At 72.0% G+C, this 16,213-nt stretch carries 13 protein-coding genes and 1 riboswitch; of the genes, 5 read left to right on the top strand and 8 right to left on the bottom strand.

Features of this window, described 5'->3' with window-relative positions:
* Positions 1-48 precede the first annotated feature (48 nt).
* A riboswitch (TPP riboswitch) is annotated at positions 49-157 on the top strand.
* From E3O41_RS14460 to E3O41_RS12475, 3 genes are all read left to right on the top strand, one after another.
* Positions 151-780 (top strand): ECF transporter S component, encoded by a 630-nt coding sequence (locus E3O41_RS14460; protein WP_067025246.1) that lies wholly within the window; start codon positions 151-153, stop codon positions 778-780. It overlaps the preceding riboswitch by 7 nt.
* Positions 781-800: 20 nt before the next feature.
* Entirely contained in the window at positions 801-2,285 is a 1,485-nt protein-coding gene (locus E3O41_RS12480; RefSeq protein WP_135012512.1) for an ABC transporter ATP-binding protein, read from the top strand.
* Entirely contained in the window at positions 2,282-3,067 is a 786-nt protein-coding gene (locus E3O41_RS12475) for an energy-coupling factor transporter transmembrane component T family protein (RefSeq protein ID WP_067025243.1), read from the top strand. The genes E3O41_RS12480 and E3O41_RS12475 overlap by 4 nt, the downstream gene beginning before the upstream one ends.
* A gap of 143 nt (positions 3,068-3,210) precedes the next feature.
* Here the strand turns inward: E3O41_RS12475 and E3O41_RS12470 are convergent, their stop codons facing one another.
* The 3 genes from E3O41_RS12470 to E3O41_RS12460 all read right to left on the bottom strand — a co-directional run bounded on the left by E3O41_RS12470 (position 3,211) and on the right by E3O41_RS12460 (position 6,430).
* Positions 3,211-3,870, bottom strand: coding sequence for a YigZ family protein (locus E3O41_RS12470; RefSeq protein ID WP_135012510.1), 660 nt, complete (start codon positions 3,868-3,870; stop codon positions 3,211-3,213).
* A gap of 90 nt (positions 3,871-3,960) precedes the next feature.
* A complete protein-coding gene (locus E3O41_RS12465) occupies positions 3,961-5,274 on the bottom strand; it encodes an Nramp family divalent metal transporter (protein ID WP_067025236.1) in 1,314 nt (437 codons plus the stop codon).
* Positions 5,275-5,422: 148 nt separating this feature from the next.
* The gene (locus E3O41_RS12460) at positions 5,423-6,430 is read right to left on the bottom strand and encodes a TIGR03617 family F420-dependent LLM class oxidoreductase (RefSeq protein WP_067025233.1); all 1,008 of its coding nucleotides are present in this window, start codon (positions 6,428-6,430) and stop codon (positions 5,423-5,425) included.
* Between the two features lie 124 nt (positions 6,431-6,554).
* On the opposite strand from E3O41_RS12460, the gene rlmN reads away from it, so the two are divergent.
* Positions 6,555-7,802 (top strand): dual-specificity RNA methyltransferase RlmN, encoded by a 1,248-nt coding sequence (rlmN, locus tag E3O41_RS12455; RefSeq protein WP_067025230.1) that lies wholly within the window; start codon positions 6,555-6,557, stop codon positions 7,800-7,802.
* A gap of 356 nt (positions 7,803-8,158) precedes the next feature.
* Here the strand turns inward: rlmN and E3O41_RS12450 are convergent, their stop codons facing one another.
* The 3 genes from E3O41_RS12450 to E3O41_RS12440 all read right to left on the bottom strand — a co-directional run bounded on the left by E3O41_RS12450 (position 8,159) and on the right by E3O41_RS12440 (position 13,954).
* Positions 8,159-9,064, bottom strand: coding sequence for a cytochrome b/b6 domain-containing protein (locus E3O41_RS12450; protein ID WP_244927248.1), 906 nt, complete (start codon positions 9,062-9,064; stop codon positions 8,159-8,161).
* Positions 9,065-9,151: 87 nt separating this feature from the next.
* Positions 9,152-12,874, bottom strand: a complete 3,723-nt coding sequence (locus E3O41_RS12445; protein ID WP_135012506.1) for a choice-of-anchor I family protein — start codon at positions 12,872-12,874, stop codon at positions 9,152-9,154.
* A 126-nt stretch (positions 12,875-13,000) separates the two neighbouring features.
* Positions 13,001-13,954, bottom strand: coding sequence for an L-lactate dehydrogenase (locus E3O41_RS12440; RefSeq protein WP_067025221.1), 954 nt, complete (start codon positions 13,952-13,954; stop codon positions 13,001-13,003).
* Positions 13,955-14,479: 525 nt separating this feature from the next.
* On the opposite strand from E3O41_RS12440, the gene E3O41_RS12435 reads away from it, so the two are divergent.
* Entirely contained in the window at positions 14,480-14,767 is a 288-nt protein-coding gene (locus E3O41_RS12435) for a GIY-YIG nuclease family protein (RefSeq protein WP_067025218.1), read from the top strand.
* Between the two features lie 163 nt (positions 14,768-14,930).
* Here E3O41_RS12435 and cofE read toward each other — a convergent pair whose 3' ends face one another.
* Together cofE and E3O41_RS12425 are read right to left on the bottom strand one after the other, a co-directional pair.
* Complete coding sequence (gene cofE, locus E3O41_RS12430) at positions 14,931-15,698, bottom strand: coenzyme F420-0:L-glutamate ligase (RefSeq protein ID WP_067025215.1); 768 nt, start codon at positions 15,696-15,698, stop codon at positions 14,931-14,933.
* Positions 15,691-16,191, bottom strand: coding sequence for a GNAT family N-acetyltransferase (locus E3O41_RS12425; protein ID WP_067025212.1), 501 nt, complete (start codon positions 16,189-16,191; stop codon positions 15,691-15,693). Before E3O41_RS12425 ends, cofE begins: the two co-directional genes overlap by 8 nt.
* Positions 16,192-16,213: the final 22 nt, after the last annotated feature.

Raw genomic sequence — 16,213 nt, 5'->3', positions numbered from 1 at the left:
CGCCGCCGCGCGCTTTGTCATCGGGCGCCGGAGATCTACAGTGGACGCAACACATCCCACGGGAGCCCGTGAGCCGGGCTGAGAGGAAGCGGCCAACGCTTCGACCGTCGAACCTGATCTGGGTCATGCCAGCGAAGGAAGGTAGACAGAATGAACACGTCCACGTCCGTGCCGGAAACCACCTCGGGCGCACCGTCCCGCCGCTTCACGTGGCGGGTCGTCGACATCGTCGTCGCCAGCGTCATCGGCGTCGCCTGCTCGGTGATCTTCCTGATCTGGAACGTCGGCTACGAGCTGCCGGGCGACCTCATCGGGGCGCTGCTGCCGGGCCTGGGCGGTCTGATGGCCGGGCCGTGGCTGATCGCCGGCGTGATCGGCGGTCTCGTCATCCGCAAGCCCGGCGCCGCGCTCTACACGGAGCTGCTCGCGGCGGTCATCTCGGCGCTCGTCGGCAACCAGTGGGGCCCGCTCACGATCGTGTCGGGTCTCGTGCAGGGCCTGGGCGCCGAGCTGATCTTCGCCCTCTTCCTCTACGCCTCGTTCCGCCTGCCCGTCGCGCTCCTCGCGGGTGCGGCGGCCGGCCTGGGCGGTGGCATCAACGACCGGATCAACTGGTACCCCGGCGCCGACGCCCTGTTCACGACGGTGTACATCGCGTCGACGACGGTGTCGGGGCTCGTCATCGCCGGCCTCGGCGGCTGGGCGATCGTGCGGGGTCTTGCGGCGACCGGGGCGCTGAACCGCTTCGCCGCCGGCCGCGCCGCCGGGAAGCGCGTCTGAGCGGGACGACGCCCGGTCCGGTGCCCGCCTCGACGGTCCCCGCCGCCGTCGAGGCGGCCGGCTGGGGCTGGCGGTACGCGACGCGTCTGCGCTGGGCGGCACGGCGGCTCGACCTGCGCATCGAGCCGGGTGAGCGCGTGCTCCTGCTGGGTGCGAGCGGCTCGGGCAAGTCCACGTTGCTGCACGCCCTCGCGGGGGTGCTGGGTGGCGACGACGAGGGTGAGCATGAGGGCGCCCTGCGCGTGGACGGCCGCGAGCCCGCATCCGCCCGGGGGCGCGTGGGCCTCGTGCAGCAGGACCCCGACGCCCAGGCCGTGCTGGCGCGCGTGGGCGACGACGTCGCGTTCGGCTGCGAGAACCTCGGCGTGCCGCGCGACGAGATCTGGCCGCGCGTGCGGCAGGCCCTCGACCTCGTGGGCCTCGACGTTCCCCTCGACCGCTCGACCTCCGCGCTGTCGGGCGGGCAGAAGCAGCGGCTCGCGCTCGCCGGCGCCCTGGCCATGCGGCCGGGGCTGCTGCTGCTCGACGAACCCACCGCCAACCTCGACCCGGCCGGGGTGGCCGAGGTGCGCGACGCCGTGGGCCGCGTGCTCAACCGCACGGGCGCGACCCTCGTCGTCGTCGAGCACCGCGTCGACGTGTGGCTGCCGATCGTCGATCGCATCGTGGTGCTCGGGGCCGGCGACGACGAGCCGGCGGTGATCGCCGATGGTCCGCCCGCCGAGGTCCTCGGCGCCCGGGGACCGCAGCTCGCCGAGCGCGGGGTCTGGGTGCCCGGCATCCCGCCCCGGCATCCCGCGCACCCCGCATCCGCACCGGGCGAGACCCTGGTCACCGGGCGGGCGCTCGAGGTCGCCCGCGTACGGGGCCGCGCCGTGGCCGGCCCGCTCGACGTCGAGGTGCGTGCCGGCGAGGTGCTCGGCATCGTGGGTCCCAACGGCGCCGGCAAGTCGACGCTCGGCCGCACCCTCGCGGGTCTGCTGCCCCCCGCCGCGGGCGAGGTGAGGGCGTCCGCCGGCGTGGCGGGCGATGCCGGAGCCGCGCCGATCCGCTGGACCTCGCGGCAGCTGCTCACCCGCATCGGCACCGTGCTGCAATCGCCCGAGCACCAGCTGCTGGCCACGACGGTGCGCCGGGAGCTCGAGGTGGGGCCGCGGGCGCTCGGGCTGCCCGAGGCCGAGATCGCGGCGCGCGTGGGGGAGCTGCTCGAGCGCCTGCGCCTGTCGGCGCTGGCGGAGGCGAACCCCCACACGCTCTCCGGGGGCGAGAAGCGGCGCCTCACGGTCGCCGCGATGCTCGCCACGCGCCCGCGGGTGATGGTGCTCGACGAGCCGACGTTCGGGCAGGACGCGCGCACGTGGGCCGAACTGGTCGCGATCATCGCAGCGGTGCGCGACGGCGCGGGCGATGCGCCCGGGGTGGGGATCGTCGCGATCACGCATGACGCCGATGTGCTCGAGGCCCTCCACGCGCGGAGCCTCTCGCTCGCGGAGCCGGGGCGATGATCCCGTCGGTTCCGCCGCCGCGCGGCCCCATCGCGGCGGCCAACCCGGCCGCCAAGCTCGCCGCCGCGCTCGTCATCGCGTTCCCGCTCGTCTTCACGATCGACTCGGTCTCGGCCGCCGTGGCCCTCGCGCTGGAGATCCCGCTCCTTCTCGCGGCGGGCCTGACGGGCCGTCAGTTCTGGATGCGCACCCTGCCGGTGTGGATCGCGGCACCGCTCGCGGGGGTCACGATCGCGCTGTACGGGCAGGCCGAGGGCACCGTGTACGTGGAGTGGCTGTTCGTGCGGATCACCGACGGCTCGCTCGCGCTCGCCGTCGCCACCGTCTTCCGCGTGCTCGCGATCGCCCTGCCGGGCATCGCGCTGTTCGCGACGGCCGATCCCACCGACCTCGCCGACGCCCTCTCGCAGCGCGTGCGGCTGCCGGCTCGCTTCGTGCTGGGGGCGCTCGGCGGCATGCGCCTCATCGGCTTGCTCGTCGACGACTGGCGCGAGCTCGAGGTGGCGCGCCGCGCCCGCGGCGTCGCCGACACCGGGCGGGCGCGGCGCCTGCTGGGCATGGCGTTTGCGCTCGTGGTCCTCGCCATCCGGCGCGGCTCCACGCTCGCCACCTCGATGGAGGCACGGGGGTTCGGCGCTCCGGTCGAGCGGACCTGGGCGCGCACCTCGCCGTGGGGCGGGCGCGAGTGGGCGCTGATCGCGGCCGGCGCGCTCATCTCCGGCATCGCCGTCGCCGCCGCGGTCGCGACCGGCTCGTGGAACTTCATCCTCGGCCCGTCCTGAGCGGCGCCGATCGGCCCGCTCCCTGCCGCCCGGGCCAGCTCCCTGCCGCCCGAGCCCGCTCCCTGCCGCCGGAGCCGAGGGCTTTCGCGCGAGATCCGACCATCCGGCGGGAATCCCCCTCGCCTCGGGCGATTCCCCTCGCGTCAGCGCGAGGCCGGCGCCGGCACGTCGACGATCCGCACCTCACCGACGGCGGGCGTCACGCCCCCGGCCGTCCAGGCGGCGAGGTCGTCGCGCAGCCGCTCGAGCTCGTCCTCGGGGACCCAGGCCGTGAGCGTCGCGACCGATCCGTACTCCGGATCGCCCACGACCGCGTCGTGCGCGCCGGCCCAGTCGCGCAGCAGGTTGTCGAGCCGTCCCGCGTCGGCGTGCGGGGCGGCGATCGAGACGCGCGTCAGCGATCGTCGGTGCACGATCGCCGCCCGATCGAGCGCCTCCGACACCGCCTGACCATAGGCGCGCACCAGGCCGCCGGCGCCCAGCTTGATCCCGCCGAAGTAGCGCGTGACCACCGCGACGACGTCGGTCATGCCGCGGCGGCGCAGCACCTCGAGCATCGGCACGCCGGCGGTGCCGGAGGGCTCGCCGTCGTCCGACGACCGCGCCTGATCGCCGCGCACGCCGGTGATCATCGCCGTGCAGTTGTGGCGGGCGTCCCAGAACTCCTTGCGCATGGCGGCGATGAACGCGTCGGCCTCGGCCACCGAGGCGACCGGCTGCAGGTGGCACAGAAACCGCGACTTGCGGATCTCGAGCTCGTGATCCATCCGCGCGGCGATCGTCGCGGGGAACGCCTCGGCCATCGCTCCAGGCTACGCGGCGGGACGGCGCCCGAACGCGACGGGGCCGCGCCCGTCCGAAGACGAGCGCGGCCCCGGGGGCGGCGACGCGGATCAGCCGGCGGTCTCCCACAGCGGCTTGAGCGCGTTGATGAGCTGGTAGATGCCGAGCGCCACGAACACGACCGTCGTGATGACGAGCGCCGTGTTGGTGTGCCAGCGGTTGCGGTACTCGCGCGGCACGCGGTCGGTGTTGAGGATCGGCAGCAGCGTGATCGCCAGGAACGGCATGAACAGCGCGCCGAGCGCGCCGTACAGCAGCACGAGGAAGAACGGCTGCGCCACCCCGAAGATGCCCGTCAGCACGACGAGGATCATGGGCGGGAAGGTGAGCCAGATCAGGTAGGCGCGGAACCACTTGCCGTCCAGGCGCGAGTCGGGGTGGTCCGATCCCTTGCCCGTGACGTTGCCCATGAAGTCGGCGAACATCAGCGAGACGCCGTTCCACACGCCGAGCACCGACGAGAAGCCGGCGGCCCAGAAGCCGATGAGGAACCAGATGCCCAGGAAGTCGCCGTAGCGCTCGCGCAGCACGCGGTCGAGGTCGAGCAGACCGGCGTCGCCCGACTGGATCGCCACGCCGGCCGCCTGCACGACCTCCACGCCGACGATGAGCATCGCGATGACGAAGATGCCGGTGACGACGTACGCCATCGTGTTGTCGATGCGCATGACGCGCATGAACTGGGGCTTGTCCCAGCCCTTCTCGCGCAGCCAGTAGCCGTACGCGGCGAGGGTGATCGTGCCGCCGACGCCGCCGGCGAGGCCCAGCGTGTAGAAGATGGCGTTGTCACCCTCGGGCAGCAGCGGGACGAGGCCGCTGAGCACGTTCAGCACGTTCGGCGCCGCGATGAACGCGAGCACCACGATCGTGATGAACATGAGGCCCACGAGGGCGGCGGTGATCTTCTCGAACGTCTTGTACCGGTTGAACCACACGAGCACGAAGCCGAGCAGGCCCGTGATGATCGCCCACGGCCACAGCTCCACGAAGACGGTGCCCTCGAAGGCAGGCACCTCGTTCAGCAGCGCGGCGATCGGCATCGCGGTCGAGCTCATGGCGCTCGCGGCGTAGACGAAGCCCCAGATGACGATGTACGGCGCGAAGTACCAGACCGGCCAGCGGCCCAGCGTGCGCCAGCCCTCGAAGATCGTCTTGCCCGTGGCGACCGTGTAGCGACCCGCGCCCTCGACGAGGACGATCTTGAGGATCACGCCGAGCACGACCGCCCACAGCAGCATGTAGCCGTAGTTGGAGCCGGCGACGAGCGTCGCGACCATGTCGGCGGAGCCCACGCCGGTGGCGGCCACCACCAATCCGGGTCCGATGATCTTCCACTTGGGCTTGTGGTCCTGTTGCACGGACATGGCTGTCCTCCTCGTTGGGGACGGATGGCCGGCGCTCCGGGGAGCGTGGCGGTCGGGCTGTTGCGGCGGCTCTGGATCGCAGAGCGGACCGCGTCATCCTATCCGGACCCTGAGAGTTCGCCGAAACTCGGCGTCGGCTCCCGCGCGATCAGCGGGCGATGCCGGCGAGCTCCTCGGGGGTGGCCGGCGCGTTCACGCACACGGTGTCGGCGATGCCGCCGAAGCGCGCTGCGAGGCCGGCCCTGACCTGCGCGGGCGTGCCGGCGACGGCGAACGCGTCGAGCATGTCGTCGGTGATCTCGGCGGCCATCGTCTTCCACTCGCCGCGCTTGGAGGCCGCGTGCAGCCGGTCGGCGGCGTCCTCCCAGCCGTGGCGCTCCATCACGCCGCGGTAGGAGGGCGTCGATCCGTAGAACGCGATCTGCTGGCGCACCGACGCCTCCTGCGTGGCACGCGACGCCTCGTCGTCGGCGGCGATGACGAACGGCTGGACGATCACGGCGGGGGTCTCGCGGCCCGAGCGCGCCGCGCCCTCGGCGAGCGTGGGCAGCGAGACATCGACGAGGTACTCGCGCGTCGTGAATGCGTGCGCGACGAACCCGTCGGCGGCCTCGCCGGCCAGCCGCGTCATCGCCGGGCCCACCGCCGCGAGCCACACGTCGGGGTTGCCGTGGGGGTTGGGGCCGGGGCTGAAGAACGGCGTCATGAGGGTGTGCCGGTAGCTCTCGCCTCGCACGCGCAGCGGCTCGCCGGTGGCCCAGGAGTCCCAGATCGCGCGCAGGGCGCCGATGAACTCGCGCATGCGGGGGACGGGCGCCGACCAGGGCATTGAGAACCGCTTCTCGATGTGCGCCTGGATCTGCGAACCCAGGCCGAGCGCGAAGCGTCCCCCGGTGGCGAGCTGCACGTCGTTCGCGGTCATCGCGAGGGTCATGGGGCTGCGGGCGAACGCGACCGTGATCGCGGTGGCCAGGCGCACCCGTTCCGTCGCGGCCCCGGCCACGGCGCATCCGATGAGGGGATCGTGCTGGGTCTCCGGGGCCTGCACGCCGTCGTAGCCGTGCTCCTCGGCGAAGCGGGCCGCCTGGGCGATCCCCGCGGGCGATCCATCGCGGGCGCCGAGTTCGAGTCGGAAGGGGAGGGCTTCATCGCGCATCCGCCCATCCTGTCGGGCGGGCCCGGGCGCGCGCCACACCGCTGTTCCCGATCTCCAAAACCCGGCCGCGCCGCCGGGCGGCCGGCACCGGCATTCGCACAGACGCTCCCGATACCCTGGTCACATGCCAGAAACCCCCTCGACCACGCGCGCGCCCGAACCGCGCGGCACCGCCGGCGCCGTGCGCCAGGTGCGCCCCCGCACCGAGGGGTGGCAGCAGGCCAAGGACGAGACCGGTCGCCCGCTGCTGCAGTTCGCCAGCCCCAAGCGCGGCAAGCCGCCCGTGCACCTCGCCGACCTCACGGCCGAGCAGCGCGTCGAGAAGGCGAAGGAGCTCGGCCTGCCGGGCTTCCGCGCGAAGCAGCTGGAGAAGCACTACTTCGAGCACTACACGAGCGATGCCGCCCGCATGACGGATCTGCCGAAGGACGGCCGCGACGAGCTCGTCGCCGGCCTGCTGCCGACGCTGCTGACCGAGGTCCGCCGCCTGCAGACCGACGACGGCAACACGATCAAGTTCCTGTGGAAGCTGCACGATGGCGCCCTCGTCGAGTCGGTGCTCATGCGCTACCCCGGTCGCATCACCCTCTGCGTCTCCTCGCAGGCCGGCTGCGGCATGAACTGCCCGTTCTGCGCCACCGGCCAGGCCGGGCTCACGCGTAACATGTCGGCGGCCGAGATCGTCGAGCAGATCGTCCGCGCCAACGCCCTCATCCGTGCCGGCGAGCTGGGCGAGGCCGAGCACGCCGACGAGCGCGTGACGAACATCGTGTTCATGGGCATGGGCGAGCCGCTGGCCAACTACGCCCGCGTCATGCACGCCGTGCGCGTGATGACCGACAAGCAGCACGGCCTCGGCATGAGCGCCCGCGGCATCACGATCTCGACCGTCGGGCTCGCGCCCGCCATCCGCAAGCTCACCGACGAGGGCATCCCCGTCACCTTCGCGCTCTCGCTGCACGCGCCCGACGACGAGCTGCGCGACGAGATGATCCCGGTCAACTCGCGCTGGAAGGTCGACGAGGTCCTCGACGCGGCCCGGGGCTACTACGAGAAGACCGGCCGCCGCGTCTCGATCGAGTACGCGCTGATCCGCGACATGAACGATCACCCGTGGCGCGCCGTCATGCTCGCCGAGAAGCTCAACGCCCGCGGCCGCGGCTGGGTGCACGTGAACCCGATCCCGCTCAACCCGACGCCCGGGTCGGTCTGGGACGCCTCGACGAAGGCGGCGCAGAACGAGTTCGTGCGGATCCTCAACGACGCCGGCATCCCCACCACGATCCGCGACACCCGCGGCAAGGAGATCGACGGCGCGTGCGGCCAGCTGGTCGCGACCGAAGAGGACGAGCGCGCCGCGGCCAACGCCTGACCCCACGCGGCCGCGATCTCGACTCCGCGGCTGCGCCGCGGAGACCTGCACTGAGCAAGCGAAGCGCGTCGAAGTGTCGATCCGTCTCCGCTCGCTTCGCTCGGTCGACGAGCCCGTGTCGCCACCTGCTCGACGAGCCGTAACCCCACGGGCTCGTCGAGCGGAGTGAGCGCAGCGAACGGCGCCGAGACGGATCGAGCGAGCGCAGCGAGTCGAGATCTCCGCCGAGACACAGGCCGAGAGATCTCGACTCCGCGGCTGCGCCGCTCCGCTCGATCCGTCTCCGCTCGCTTCGCTCGGTCGACGAGCCGTGAACCTTACGGCTCGTCGAGCGGAGTCAGCGCGGCGAGTCGAGGTCAGCGGCCGAGCAGGCGGACGTCGCCGGTGAGGCGCGCCACGCGCGCGATCCAGTCGTCGCGCCGCATGGCGTACCAGCCGAACGCCATGAGCACGAGCGTGCCGGCGAACACCGCGAAGCCCGTCCAGTTCACGGCGTCCTGTCCGCCGTACATGTGGTTGAGGTTGCGCAGCGCGCCCGTGGCGAGCACGAGCCCCACGTGCACGATCGTGAACCCCACGAAGAACAGCATCGTCGGCCAGTGCAGCGCCTTGGCCGTGCGTTCGGGGAGCCAGCGCCACGCGGCCGGCCAGAACGCGCTGAGACGCCACCCGGTCAGCGCTGCCAGCGGCGCGGCGAGGAACACGATCGCGAAGTAGAACAGCTGCTGCAGCGCGTTGTAGTGCACCCACCCGTTGTGCGTGGGCCAGTCCAGCGACGCGTACTGCAGGGCGGCCGACAGCGCGTTGGGGATCACGTCCCAGCTCGTGGGGACGATCCGCGCCCAGTGGCCGCTGACGAACAGCAGCACGACGAACACGACGCCGTTCGCGAGCCACAGCACGTCGACGGCGAGGTGGCCCCACAGGGCGAGCGACATGCGGCGCCGCTTCACGCGGCGCGAGGTCCACAGCCCGCCGGATCGCTTCTCGAAGCGGAAGCGCAGGCCGGAGCGCACGATCAGCACGAGGAAGAACGCGTTGAGGAAGTGCGTCCACGACACGAAGGCGGGGATCCCGGGGGCGGTGAACGCCGGCAGCGCGCTCTCGCCGGGGTACGCCGTCAGGAACGCCTGCACCGGTGCGGTCGGCAGCACCGCGCGGATCGCGAACACGACGCACCAGGCGACGATCACCAGGGCCGCCGCGACGAAGAGCGCCGACACCGCCTGAGTCCACGTGGGGCGGGGGCGGGGCGAGGTCACCCCGTCATTCTCCCCGATCCGGCCGCGCAAACGCACAGCGGCGGCCCGGCCCCGAGGGAGCCGAGCCGCCGCTGGGGCGCTGGTCGCTTACGCCGCGACGGGAGCGGCGGTGCGACGGCGGATCACGAGCATCACGCCGCCCGCGACCACGAGGCCGAGGGCGCCCAGGGCCAGACCCCAGGGAACCTCGCCACCCGTGACGCCGAGGCCCGTGACCGTGATCTCGGTCCACCCGAGCACGTTGCCGGCCTCGTCGACGACGGCCACGCGGTGCTCCCCGGGCGGCACGTCGGCCGGCAGGGTGACGGTGACCGTGCGATCGGCCGACACGGTCACCTGACCGAGCGACACGGGGTCGGAGAACAGCCACACGCCCACGCGCTGACCGGGCTCGGCGTTCGGCACCGTCATCGTGAAGGTGCCGCCGGCCGCGACCGTGTCGGGAGCGGTCAGGCCGCCGCGGTTGGCGTCGGTGAGCGAGTCGGGGTCGGGCGCGGGGAACGCCTCGCCCTCGTCGGTGCCCGGCGTCGTCGGGGCGGGCGTCGTCGGTGCCGGGGTCGGCTCCGCGCCCGTCCAGACGATCGCCCGGCCCAGCGGGGCGGGGTCGACCACCTGGTGCTCCTCGAAGTAGTCGACCGTGGCCGACAGGTCGATGAGGCCCGAGTCCGCGGTGCCGGTGCCCTCGGCGAGCGTCGTGAAGCCGTCGCCGCCCGAGGCGAGGAACGAGTTCGTGACGATGAGGAACTCGTCGGCCGGATCGATCGGCTCGCCCAGGTAGCTCATCGACACGATGTGCTCGCCGGCGGGGGCGTCGTCGATGTACTCGTACGAGAAGCCCTCCGAGACGCCCAGGTGCAGCTTGGGCCGCTCGTTGCCCGGCTGCCACTGCTCCTCGAGCACCTGCTCGAGCTGCGCGCCGGTGAGGCCGAGCGTGACGAGCGTGTTGCCGAACGGCTGCACGGCGGCGACGTCGGCGTAGGTGACCGTGCCGTCCTCGCCGTAGAGCAGGTCGTCGCGCAGACCGCCCGGGTTCATGAGCGCGATCTGCGCCGGCTCGGCGCCGCCGTAGTTCTCGTACTCGCTCGTGGCCCACAGGTAGACGTCGGCGACCAGGTTGCCCATCGTCGACTCCACGCCGCGGTCGGATCCCGCCGGGTCGCCACCGCGGAGGATGTCGCCCGAGATCTTGCCCACCTCGACCGAGCCGAGCACGTCGGCCTCGGCCGAGGCGGCGTCGACGATCTGCTGCACCTCGGGGTCGGCCGGGAACAGCGGCTCCTCGGTGTCGTCCGCCACGAGGTCGACGGTCGAGCCGGCGATCGAGCGGAGCTCGTTCGTCGTCGAGTCCACGACGATGTCCAGGGCGCCCAGCGTCGTGCCGTACTGGTGGGCCTGGATCACGGGACGGCCGGCGATCTCGCAGTCGTACAGCAGGTGCGTGTGACCCGAGACGATCGCGTCGATCTCGCTCGAGGCGCCGCGGATCAGGTCGCCGTACTCCGACTGCTCGTTCGAGATGGTCGCGCAGTCGCTGCCCGACGGACCGGAGTGCGCGAGCAACACGATCGCGTCGGTCTGGTCGGCGATCTGCGCGGCCACGCGGTTGGCGGCCTCGAGCTGGTCGCCGAACTCGATGTCGGCGATGCCGGCCGGGCTCACGAGCGTGGAGGTGTCCGAGGTCACCGTGCCGATGAAGCCGATGCGGACCCCGCCGACCTCCTTGATCGCGTACTCGCGCAGCGCCGGGGTCTTGGTGCCCTTGAGGTACACGTTGGCGCCGAGCGCGAACTCCTCGCCGCCGTACGACGGGATCACCCGGTCGGTGAGGTCGTCGAAGCCCTGGTCGAACTCGTGGTTGCCCACGGCGCTGACGTCCAGGCCGGCCGCCGAGAGCGCGTCGATCGTGGGCTCGTCATCGGCGATGAACGACGTGAACGTCGAGGCGCCGATGTTGTCGCCCGCCGAGGCGAAGATCGTGTTCGGGTTGGCGTCGCGGTACTCGGCCACGGCGCCGGCGAGCACGGCCGCGCCCGCCTCGTCGCCGTTCGCCTCGATGCGGCCGTGGAAGTCGTTGATCGTGAGGACCTGCACCTCGGTGGTGCCGTCGTCGAGCGTGTAGACGGTCGTCGATCCCGTGACCTCGTTGCCCACGACGAGCAGCGGCTTGCCGGTGGGCGAGTTTGCCGCGGCGACGAAGTCGAGGCCCTCGGGGCCGAGGTCGCCGGCCGACTTCACGAGGTCGGCGAGAGCCTCCGGGGTGGCGCCGGCCTCTTCGAGGTCCTCGTACTCGTCCGCCAGGCTCACGCCGAAGTCGCGGTTGTTGATGTACGACACGTAGGTCGGCGCGACCGGGTCGGTGATGTCGTACGCGACGACGCCGCTGAGGCGCTCGAAGCCGATGAACGCGTAGGTGCGGCCGTCGACCTCGCCGATCGTGAGGTTCTCCGGCTCGACGCCCTTGGCGTCGCTGCGGCTCTCGAGCTCGTTGTCGTCGTGGCCGGCGTTGAAGACCAGATCGGTCTCCTCGCTGAGGCGCTTCGTGAGCTCCTCGAACTGCGCGCCCGAGTCGAACACGAGGTCGCCGTCGGCGGTGTAGATCGAGAACGAGCGCGAGCCGAAGGTGTAGAGCTCGTCGTAGCAGCCCTCCGCCTCGTTGAAGCCCATCTCGGTGGTGACCTCGAGGCGGCCGAGCTGCGCGTCGTCCGCGTAGGCGGCGAGGTCGTCGCACAGCGGGCCGTAGCCGTCGTCGGCGAGGTTCTTCACGCGTGCGGGCTCGGCATAGTCGCCCCACTCCCGGGCGTCGCCCTCGTTGGCGGTGACGAGGTAGGTCTGGCCGCCCACGACGTACGACTGGATGCCGTCGGGCATCGGGATGCCGTGCAGGCCCGGGTAGGTGGCGATGTTGATCGTCGGCGCCCCCTCGGGGTCGTGGTCCGACGCGTCCAGCGGGATCAGCCCGCGGTCGGTGTAGCCGAGGCCCCACAGGTCGGTGACGGTCGCGGTGGCGAGGTCGATCACGGCGACGGCGTTGGCCTCCTGCAGCGCCGCGTAGGCGGTGCCGCCCTGGACCGTGATGTACTCCGGCTCCCAGTTGGTCGAGCGGGGCAGATCCTCGTTAAGGATCGGGCCGAAGGCGTCGCGCATGCCCTCCGGCAGCTCCGCGTCCTCGAACGCGTGGAAGTCGGCGGTGCGCACGTCCGCCTGCCTTGGCGCCTGCAGCGAACCGGGCAGCGCGATGACGCTGACGCTGCCCTCGGGGTCGACGGTGAAGGCGTCGTTCGGCTCGCCCTCGTTGGCGACGAGGGCGTACTTTCCGTCGGGCGAGATCGTGACCATGTCGGGCAGCGAGCCGACGGTCACCGCGCCCAGGGTCTCGAGCGTGTTGGCGTTGAAGAACAGGATCCGCCCGGGCGCGGTCTTGTCCGCCGCGTCCTCCAGAGCGACGGCGCCCAGGCCGTCGGCGCGGACCGCGACCGAGTTGGCGACTCCGCCCTCCGACGCGATCTCGCCGACCTGCTCCAGCGCGGCCGGGTTGCTCATGTCGATGACGAACACCGAGCCGGCGGCGGCGTTGACCGAGAAGATCCGGTTGCCGTACGTCTGCACGATCTCCGAGGCGCCCTGATCGAAGATGCCCGTCTCGAACGTGCCGGTCGGCACGATCTGGAAGGGGGCGTTGGGAATCGAATCGACGATCGGCTCGTCGACGATCACCGCATTCGCGGCGGTCGCCGGCACGATCGCGAACGCGCACACCGCGGCGGCGGCCGCGACGGCTCCGGTCGCGCGCCGTAGGAAGGATGACGACATCGTGGTCCTCGCTGCTGGGGGGATCCGGATCGGGACGTCCGGCCCCACCGTTCTATTCAGCGCAGGTAGCCGGCGGATGAACATTCGGTGGCGTGCAGTCGCCCTGCAGCGTGCCGTCGCGTGGCGTCAGCGCATCACGCTCTGCGCCGTGAGCGAGATCGCCCCGGCGGAGGTGCGCAGCAGCTCGAGCTCGCGCTCGTCGAAGTGGGTCTCCCGGATCGGGTACGCGCCCGTGGCGTTCACGATCGACGGCACCGAGAGGGCGACCCCGTCGATCCCGTGGAACTCGCTCAGCACCGTCGAGACCGGCAGCACCGCGTGCTCGTCGTTGAGGATGGCCTCGACGATGCGCGTGACCGACAGTCCGATGCCGTAGTTCGTGGCGCCCTTGCCCTGGATCACCTTGTACGCGGCATCGCGCACCTCCACGGCGATCGCGTCGAGCTGCTCCTGGCGGAAGCCCTCGAAATCCTTCGCGCGCCAGTCCAGCAGCGGCACGGGACCGATCGTGGCGCTCGACCACAGCGGGAACTCCGTGTCGCCGTGCTCCCCGACGATGTGCGCGTGCACGGATCGGGTGGCGACCTTGGCCTCCTCGGCCAGGCGCACGCGCAGTCGCGAGGTGTCGAGCACCGTGCCCGAGGCGAGCACGCGTTCGGCGGGCAGCCCCGTCACCTGCTGCGCGACCACCGCGAGGACGTCGCACGGGTTGGTGACGATCACGAAGATCGCGTCGGGCGAGACCTCGAGCAGCTGCGGCATCATGCCCGCGATGATCTTCGCGTTCGTGGCGGCCAGATCCATGCGGGTCTGACCCGGATCCTGCTTCGCGCCGGCCGTGATCACGACGACGTGCGACCCCGCGGTCACCGCGATGTCGGCGCCGCCCGTGATGGTGCTCGACCCCGTGAAGTTCGTGCCGTGGGCCAGGTCGAGCACCTCGGCCTCGACCTTCGGCCGCGCGATGTCGTACAGCACCACGTGCCGCGCGGCCTTGCGGATGAGCATGGCGTACGCGGTGCTCGAGCCGACCGCTCCGGCTCCGACGACGGTGACTTTGGCGTTCTCGATCGCACCCATGCCGCCACTATGTCAGCGCACCCCGCCCCACGGAAGGGCCGCTCCGCCCCTCGGGCTGTAGGTCCGCGGCTCGTTCCTCGGCGGTGGGGATCTCGGCTCGCTGCGCTCGCTCGATCCGTCTCGGCGTCGTTCGCTGCGCTCACTCTGCTCGACGAGCTCGTGGGGTGTTGCTGCTCGGCGGGCTGTAGCTTCACGGCTCGTCGACCGGAGCGCGAAGCGCGGAGCGGAGACGGATCGAGCGAAGCGGCGAAGCCGCGCAGTCGAGATCTCGGGGCCTGTGGTCCTGTGGAGATCTCGGCTCGCTGCGCTCGCTCGATCCGTCTCGGCGTCGTTCGCTGCGCTCACTCTGCTCGACGAGCCGTAGGGGGCCCGGCTCGTCGACCGAGAAGCGAGCGGAGACGGATCGATACTTCGACGCGCTTCGCTTGCTCAGTGCAGGTCTCCGCGGCGCAGCCGCGCAGTCGAGATCCCGGGGCCTGTGGAGAACAGGCGCCGCCCGCGCCGTGGATCCTCTACCGTCGGCGCATGCCGCACACCTACATTCTTCGCTGCGTCGATGGAACCTTCTACGTCGGCAGCACGATCAACCTCGAGGCGCGCCTTTGGCAGCACCAGAACGGCGAGGGTGCCGACTACACGAAGCGTCGGCTGCCGGTGCAGCTCGCGTGGTGCGGTGAGTTCGACCGGATCGAGGACGCCTACGACCTCGAGAAGCGGATCCAGACCTGGAGCCACGCGAAGCGGCAGGCGTTCATCGAGGGCGGGTTCGAGGCCGTGCGCGCGCTGAGCCGGGCACGGCGGCAGGCGCGCTGATCTCGGCTCGCTGCGCTCGCTCGATCCGTCTCGGCGTCGTTCGCTGCGCTCACTCTGCTCGACGAGCCGTAAGGGTCACGGCTCGTCGACCGAGCGAAGCGAGCGGAGACGGATCGAGCGGAGCGGCGCAGCCGCGGAGTCGAGATCGAGGCTTGTGGCCCGGTCAGGGGCGGGAGGCGCGGCCGGCGGCGTAGCCGGCCGCGTAGGACTCCTCGGCGCCCGTGTGGAACATGTCGCGCTCGCCGGGGCGCAGGATCGAGCGCGCGCCGGGCAGGTCCAGGGGACCGACCAGATCGGCCCGCCCGCGCACCACGGCGACCGGGCGTCCGGTGGTCTTGCGCTTGACGAGATCGGCGGCCGCGGCCAGCTCGTCGGCCACGCACGGCTGGGTGACCACGAGCGGTCGGCCCTGCGCGTCGACCTGACCGCGCAGATCCTCGAACACGTGCACGCCGCCGGCGCCGATCGCGCAGTCGGTCTGGCCGTCGCGCCAGGCCCGGCCCAGGGTGTCCGAGACGATCACGCCCACCTCGGCGCCCGTGCGCTGCCGCAGGCCGGTGGCCAGGGCCCGCGCCGAGGCGTCGGGGTCGACCGGCAGCAGCAGCACCGTGCCGTCCGGGGTGTTGGAGGCGTCCACGCCGGCGGCGGCGGCGATGATCCCGAGGCGGCTCTCGACGATGCGCGTGCGCGAGCCGTTCGGCCACGTCCGCTCCGCCACGACCCGCACGGTCTCGGCCGTGATGGCGTCCTCGCGGTCGTCGGCCTCGACGAAGCGCCCCTCGGCCTTGGAGACGATCTTGCTCGTCACCACGAGGACGTCGCCGTCGCGCAGGGTGTCGCCGGCGGCATCGGCGATGATCGCCACGAGGTCGTCGCCCGACCGGATCTCACCGATCCCCTCGAGGGCCCAGACCTGAAGGGCCTCAGCCACGGGAGAAGCGGACCTCGGTGAGCGTCTCGCCCAGGAACGTCTCGTCGCGCTCTGCGCCGTCGAGCACGAATCCGCGCTTCTCGTAGAAGCCGGTGCCGCCGGGGTAGCCCTTGGCGATCCAGCCGTACAGCGGCTCGCCGTCGTCGACCACGGCGTCGAACAGCCGTCGGCCGATGCCCTTGCGGTGCCACGAGTCCAGCAGGTACACGAAGTACAGCTCGCGCTCGGCGGGGGCGTCGGCGTCGCGGGCCGGTCCCGACGCGGCGAAGCCCACGATCTCGCCGTTCACGAGGGCCGCCGCGTGACGGTGCTCGGGTCCCCGCTGCGCGTAGTGGGTCCACAGATCGGCCAGTCGCCTGGGCGAGACGGCTTCGAGGGCCGCGCGCGACACCATGCCGTCGTAGGTCTCGTGCCACACCTGGGCGTGGACACGGCCCATCGCCTCGGCGTCGACGTCTCGGATGGGGCGGATCAGCACGTCGGTGGCTTCCATGGCCAGACACTAACCCCAGACC

The sequence above is a fragment of the Microbacterium sediminis genome, from assembly GCF_004564075.1.
Taxonomy (GTDB): Bacteria; Actinomycetota; Actinomycetes; order Actinomycetales; family Microbacteriaceae; genus Microbacterium; species Microbacterium sediminis.
This window is presented reverse-complemented; position numbering and strand designations above follow the sequence as displayed.